The sequence below is a fragment of the Kitasatospora sp. NPDC127067 genome, assembly GCF_042724755.1.
In the GTDB taxonomy this organism is placed as follows: domain Bacteria; phylum Actinomycetota; class Actinomycetes; order Streptomycetales; family Streptomycetaceae; genus Kitasatospora; species Kitasatospora lactacystinica.
The window spans coordinates 98078-104316 of the sequence record NZ_JBHXEM010000019.1 but is presented as its reverse complement, the minus strand read 5'-3'; the positions used below and the strand labels follow the sequence as shown (position 1 = coordinate 104316).

The following is a 6239-nucleotide window of genomic DNA, read 5'->3' as shown; positions in this document are numbered from 1 at the left end:
GGCATGCACCGTGTCCCGCTGGTCGGCGGGACACGGTGCATGCCCGTAGTGCGTTCCATTCGTGAAATGCTCAGAGCGAGTTGGTGCTCGTCGTTTCATCGGCTCCGGTGCTGTGAGCGCGAAAATTCACCGGATTGGCGCTGATGATTGCACGGTCGCGTGATCCGCATTGGCCGCGAGGCCCTGCGGGATAGGTGCGGCGGTGTTCGATGGCGGGGGGGTCCTTAAGGTGTCCGTGCGGCCCGGTTTCGGTGGGTCGAGCAGCCAGGTCACCGGGCGGGTGGGGTCGGGGTCGTAGGGACAGGAGGCGCCGGAGCGGACGGTGTCGCGCAGCAGCCGGGTCAGCTGGTCGGGCGGGGATGCTCGGGCCATGTCGGTCCCGAGCAAGAAGAGGGAATGCCCGTGTCCGTTCGATGCGTCCGCCGTACGCGCACCGTGGTCGCCGTCGTCGTGTGGGCGCGGTCGTGCTCGCCGCACCGGGGCGGCCGACGCACTGGTTGACGATTCACCGGACAGGACCTGGGTCCCTTCACCTGAACCACCGGATGCCCGCCGTCACCGTCGCGCAGTTCGCTCCGCACTGCGACGGGACCGTGCCCCTGGTCGGCCGGGCCTCGGACGTCCCGTGGTGATCGGCCGCGACCACGCTCGTTTCCGAACCGCGAACAGTGACCAGCAAGGCCCGGTTCGACGCGACGGTGCCGGCGCGGAGCCGGAACCGGCCGCACGGCAGTTGGGGCAAACCACGCCGGCCCCGTCTACATATACGCGAAGGGCGCGTGTGTCACCTGGGGCGGCGTGTTCAACGACCTGGAAGTACTCCGGCGGCACACCAACTGCGGGGCGTGACTCCCACCCGCGAAGCCGCTGCCCGCCGTCCCGGTGCGACGACCAGGACGGCGGGCGGCAGCGGCCGTAGCACCCTTGGGGCGTGGTCGGGCCCCAGCGCCGGGGGCGATCCTCAGGTCGCCCCGGGGCACCTCACGGATGTGGGCACCGGCGGGCAGGTCGTGCGTTCCGCGACGTCCACGTGAACCGGTGAACGGCGACGACGGGCCGGTCGGACCGAGGCAGGCCTCGGTCCGACCGGCACCGGCGGCTCGGTGCCGTGCCGCTCGAAACCGTCAGGCGCAGGTGACCTCTCCGGAGGTGTCGGCGGTGCAGAGCAGGGTCATGGTGCCGTTGTTGGGGTCGCTCGGGTAGGGGCTGGCCGAGAGGCGGGTCATGGTCAGCGGGTAGCCGGTGCCCGGGGTCAGCCGGCCGACGGTGAACGAGATCAGCGGAGTGATCGTCTGGTGGCCGGCGGCGATGTCCGTCATGTCGCAGGTGAGGAGCCGCTGCGCGGTGTCGACGGTGCACGTGGACGGCTTGGTGGGGCTGGTGAAGGCCTCGGGGTAGCTGAGCTGGTAGCGGACGTTCGTGGCATCGTTCTCGCCCACGTTCACCATGTGGGGCGTCACGTGGAGGGTGCCGCCGTTCGCGGTTCCCTTCGCGGGGGCCACGAAGGGCAGGAGGTTGGTGGACGGGGCGGGGTGTGACAGGGCGGAGGCGGGGCCTTGCCCGCGGCTGTTCACCGCTGTGACCTGCACCCTGGCATGGTCCGCTTCGATCTGCGCGACGCGGTCGGCGGGGATGGTCAGTGACGTCGAGGTGCCGGGCACGGTTCCCAGGACGGTTTCGGCGCCGGCAGGGTTGCTGGGATCGTGGTCCACGGTCACCACGTACTCCTCGATGGCGCTGCCGCCGTCGGAGGGAGCGGTCCAGGTGACGGTCGAGCCGTCCGGGCTGATCGCGGGCTTCTTGGGGGCACCCGGCAGGCTCGCCCCGTGGTGGACGGCCGCCTGAACGGTGGCCGGCGGGCAGGTGGGCGTGCCGGTGGTGGTGGCGGTGACCAGGTCGACGTACTGGCCGGGGCGCGGGTGCGGCGGGGTGTAGAGGCCGCTCTGGTCGACGGTGCCCAGCGATCCGGGTGCCATGGACCAGGTGACCGCCTGGGCGGGGTCGCATCCGGCCGGCCAGGTCACGGTGTACTGGTGCTGTTGGGCCGCGGCCGCGGTGGGGCTCTCGGACGACGGTGCGCTCCGCGCGTCGGGGGCGAGGGCCGCGCCGCTGGACAGGGTCGGCCCGGGGAAGGGGCCGGACGCCGCGTACAGGTCGAAGGTCTTGTTGTACAACTCGCCACCGGCGGAGATGCTGGCGACCTTGAAGTCGATGACGAAGTACAGTGCGACCTTCAGGGGCGCCTTGACAGTCAGCCATGGATTGGCCGACGTGTCCGCGGTCACCTCGATGGCGGGCGTGATCTCCAGCCTCGGGCCGACGAGGTTGTAGACGAGGATTTCGAGCGCCACGGGGAAGGCGAAGTTGACCTTGGCCGCCGCGTTCAGCGAGTAGTCGAACTTGGTGACGGGGTCCTTGGTGAGGTCCGTCCTGTGGACCGTCCCGGTGTTGTCGCGGTTGATCCTGCCGCCCATCGTCCGCTCGTAGGAGGCGGAGAAGGAGAACTTGATCGATCCGTCGATCGAGGTCTCGGTGTACACCGTCAGCGAGGGGCACAGCACGACCGCGTACACCGTCACGCAGGTCGCCGGCTTGATGGTCAGCAGCGGATCGCGCCGCGTCTCGTGCTTGTAGGCGATGCCCAGTTCGCCCTCGATCGACGCCTTGGCGGTCGCTGTCGCGCTGAAGTCGGCGGTGAGGGTGTAGCCGCGGGGATCCGCCCTGTAGTAGCTGGGATCGCGTTCGAGCCCGGCGGTGGCCGACCAGTCGACGTTCAGGCTCAATGCCGCCGTGAGCTTCGCGGTGACCGACGTGTTGTTGCCCAGCCGCTCCTTCATCTTGGGATCGTTGGTGAGCTTCTCGGCCAGGTCGAGGGTGAAGGTCTTGTTCGCGACCGTACCGGAGGTCTGGGAGGCCACCGACGCCTGGAGGTCGGGGTTGAGCATCTTGACCCGGAAGCCGTCGGAACCGGTGGTCAGCCGGCTACCGGTGGCGGTGAAGTCCAGTGCCAGGAAGGCCTGTTCCAGCGCGGCCTGACTGGTGGTGAGGGTGACGACGCCACCGGCGGTGCTGATCTTCTCCACCACGCGCAACAGGCCGTCGTGGAGCAGCGGGTTGGTGCTCTCCCCGACCACGATGATGTTCTTCACCTTCAGGCCGGTCACCTGCGCGGGCGGGTCGGTGAACACCACGCCGGTGCCGGTGACGCCGGTGACGGCCGCCGCCGAGGCGGCGGACAGCATCACGGTGCCGGGCGCCAGGGTCGGGGCGGGTGCCGCCTTGGCCACGGCGCTGGTCGTGCCGCGAGCGCCGTCCTGCTGGAGGGCGGTGACCGTGATCGCGTACTCGACGCCCGGGGCCAGTGAGGTCAGCGTCGCCTGCTTCGTGGCGGCCGGAACGGTCACCGTGACGGGCTGGTGGCCGGGGGCGGTGGCGTCGACGGCGTAGCTCGTGACGGTGTTGCCGCCGTCGTCCAGCGGCTCGTCCCAGGTCACCTTGAGCGAGGTCGGATCGGGCTGGCTGCCGTCCGCCGCGACCGGCGGCGGAGCGGCGGACACGTCCTGCGGTGCGCCGGCGGTGTAGGCCGGCCTGGTCCTGACGGTGCCGTTGTCGTTGGCGCCGACGGTCTGGCTGTCGGAGACGCCGGCCGGCCCGATCCCCACCGCGTTGGTCGCGGTGACCGAGACGAAGTAGTACCTGTCGTTGACCAGCCCGGTGACGGCGGTGCTCAGCACGTCACCCGCCACGCTCACGGTCGCGCCGGCGCCCGGGCCGTTCGGGGTCGCGGTGACGGTGTAGCCGGTCACCGGCGAGCCGTTGGGATGGGCGGGGTTCCAGGAGGCGAGGAGCCTGCCGTCCCGGCCCAGGACGGTGGCCAGGGTGGGAGCGAGCGGCGCCTTGGGAGTCTGCGGGCCGCCGATGACGGCGGGGGACACGTCGGAGACGATGCCCCCGGCGGTCGTCTCGGTGGCCTTGAACGCGTAGCTGACGTCGTTGGTCAGACCGCCGATCTCGACCACCGGCGCGTTGGCCGGGTCCGGGTTCGGCACCGTGCCGGTGGCGACCGGCGCACCGGTCGCGTTGCCGTCGTCGTCCAGCGCGTACGCCGATACGTCGACGTGCGCCACCGTTTCCTGGGCGGTGTCCCCGGGGGTGACCGTCACCCTCACCGTGCCGGTGGCGAACGGCTGCACGGAATCGATCAGGGGCGTCTGCACGGCCCGGGCCGCGGCGCCCGCCCGCGCGGGCGACGGAGCAGCCCCGGCCGTTCCCACGGATCCCGCACCCAGCCCCAGCACGATCGCCACGGCCACCACCGAGCGGCCGGATAAGCGCCCGGCCCTGGTCTTCGAATGCCACATGCTCAATGCCTCTCCGCCCGCGGCACACACGGGTCCGCGGGACCGGGCCCGGCGGGCCCCGCCGGAATCTACCGACCGGGAAACGGAACCAAACCGTCCTCAGCAGAGCGCAATTGCACCGAAGTCGGCGTCGTCGAGCCTCCCTCGATCGACGTAGCAAAGGTCATCGGCCGGGATCCACGCCGGCGGGCGGTGACAGTGCCGACGGGAGGGCGGGGAGCGCCACGCGGGGCGTTCCCCGCGATCGGCTCCGGTCGGACAGGGCGCCCGCATCGGTGCCTCAGGCCAGTTCCATGAGGATGTCGGCGCGGGCGTAGTAGTCGGCCACCGGGAGGCGGTCGCGGGTGATCCTGACGAACCCGGCGTCCTCGTAGAGGTGGACGGCCGTGGCCAGTTTGCTGTTGGTGCCGAGGAACAGCCGGGCCCCGCCGAGCGCCCGGGCCCGGTCGATCGCCGCGGCCACGAGCAGGCGGCCGATGCCGCGTCCCCGCGCGGCGGGGGTCACGGCCATCTTCGCCAGCTCGAACACGGCGTCCGGGTAGGCCAGCAGCGCCACGCACCCCACCACGGTGCCGCTTTCCGGCTCGCGGGCCAGGAGTACGTCGCCGCCCGGGCCCACGATGCGGCCGAACGGATCCCCGAGCACGGCCCGGTCCTTCTCCTCCAGGGTGAACAGCTGTGAGATCCACTCCTCGTTCAGCGTGCGGAACGCGTCGGCGTCGCTCGGCGACGCGATCGGGGAGACCACGGTCGGGGCGGAGGCGTACGGCATGAGGCGGGTTCCTTCCCTGAACGGCACCACGTCAGCCTCCGGCTCCGCCCACCCAGGTGTCCAATACACACATCGGCCGCCATCCATAGGCTGGAGATATGGATCAGCGAATCGAACTCCGCCATCTGCGGTACTTCCTGGCACTGGCCGAGGAACTGCACTTCGGCCGCGCCGCCCAGCGGCTGCACATCGCCCAGCCGGCCCTGTCCCAGCAGATCAGACAGCTGGAGAAGATCGTCGGCGTCGAGCTGTTCCGGCGGACCTCACGGAGCGTCCGCCTCACGGACGCGGGAGCGACGTTCCGGCCGCGGGCCGGGGACCTGCTGGGCCGGCTGGCCGCCGACCTCGACGAGGCCGGTCGCGTCGGCCGCGGCGAGACCGGCCGCCTGGACATCGCCTTCATCACCTCCGCCACCGCGATCGTCAGCGAACGCCTCCGCGCCTTCTCCCACCGCCGCCCGGACGTCCAGGTCAGGCTGCACGACGGCTTCACCGTCGACGTCCTGACGGCCCTGGAACGCGGCACCGCCGACATCGGGATCGTCCGGGACGCCGAGGAACGCGACGACATCGACCTCGCCCTCCTGACAACGGAACGCCTCGTCGCGGTCGTCCCCACCGACCACCCCGCCGCCGGGAACGGCCGGGTGAATGCGGCGGCGCTGGCCGCCGACCCCCTGATCCTGTTCCCGCGCTCGGCGGGAGCCCACGCCTTCGACGTGAACACCCAGCCCATCCGGGACACCGGCAACGACGTCCGGGTCGCCCAGGAGTGCTCCAACTGGCACACCATCATCATGCTCGTCGCCGCCGGCCTCGGCGTCACCATCGCCCCCCACAGCGCCACCACGCTGCTCCCCGCGGGCGCACGGCGCCTCGAACTCGACGGGCCGCCCGCCGTGAGCCGGGTCCTCCTGGCCACCCGCCGGGGAGACGACCGTCCCCTCGTGCGGGCGTTCACCGCGGTGTCCGAATCCGTGGCGAGCCGCGGCCAACGGTCGAACGACGGTGCCGCGTCGGCCTGTTGAGTGGTCAGGCCCTGCGGCCGCCGTCTGCCCGGGTCAGGGGTTCCTCGGGGGTTCCTCAGGGGTGAGATCAGGGGCAGT

3 protein-coding genes are annotated in these 6239 nt (G+C 71.4%); 1 reads left to right on the top strand and 2 read right to left on the bottom strand.

Annotated elements, in window-relative coordinates; genetic code table 11:
• Nucleotides 1-1124: 1124 nt before the first annotated feature.
• Together ACFWJ4_RS11315 and ACFWJ4_RS11310 are read right to left on the bottom strand one after the other, a co-directional pair.
• The gene (locus ACFWJ4_RS11315) at nucleotides 1125-4361 is read right to left on the bottom strand and encodes a fibronectin type III domain-containing protein (protein WP_380542059.1); all 3237 of its coding nucleotides are present in this window, start codon (nucleotides 4359-4361) and stop codon (nucleotides 1125-1127) included.
• Nucleotides 4362-4641: 280 nt separating this feature from the next.
• Complete coding sequence (locus tag ACFWJ4_RS11310; RefSeq protein WP_380542030.1) at nucleotides 4642-5133, bottom strand: GNAT family N-acetyltransferase; 492 nt, start codon at nucleotides 5131-5133, stop codon at nucleotides 4642-4644.
• Nucleotides 5134-5231: 98 nt separating this feature from the next.
• Between ACFWJ4_RS11310 and ACFWJ4_RS11305 the strand changes: the two genes are divergently transcribed.
• Nucleotides 5232-6161, top strand: coding sequence for a LysR family transcriptional regulator (locus tag ACFWJ4_RS11305; protein WP_380542027.1), 930 nt, complete (start codon nucleotides 5232-5234; stop codon nucleotides 6159-6161).
• Nucleotides 6162-6239 lie beyond the last annotated feature (78 nt).

Coding starts and splice junctions, on each gene's coding strand:
- ACFWJ4_RS11315 (WP_380542059.1), bottom strand. CDS start 4,361: ATGTGGCATTCGAAGACCAGGGCCGGGCGCTTATCCGGCCGCTCGGTG.
- ACFWJ4_RS11310 (WP_380542030.1), bottom strand. CDS start 5,133: ATGCCGTACGCCTCCGCCCCGACCGTGGTCTCCCCGATCGCGTCGCCG.
- ACFWJ4_RS11305 (WP_380542027.1), top strand. CDS start 5,232: ATGGATCAGCGAATCGAACTCCGCCATCTGCGGTACTTCCTGGCACTG.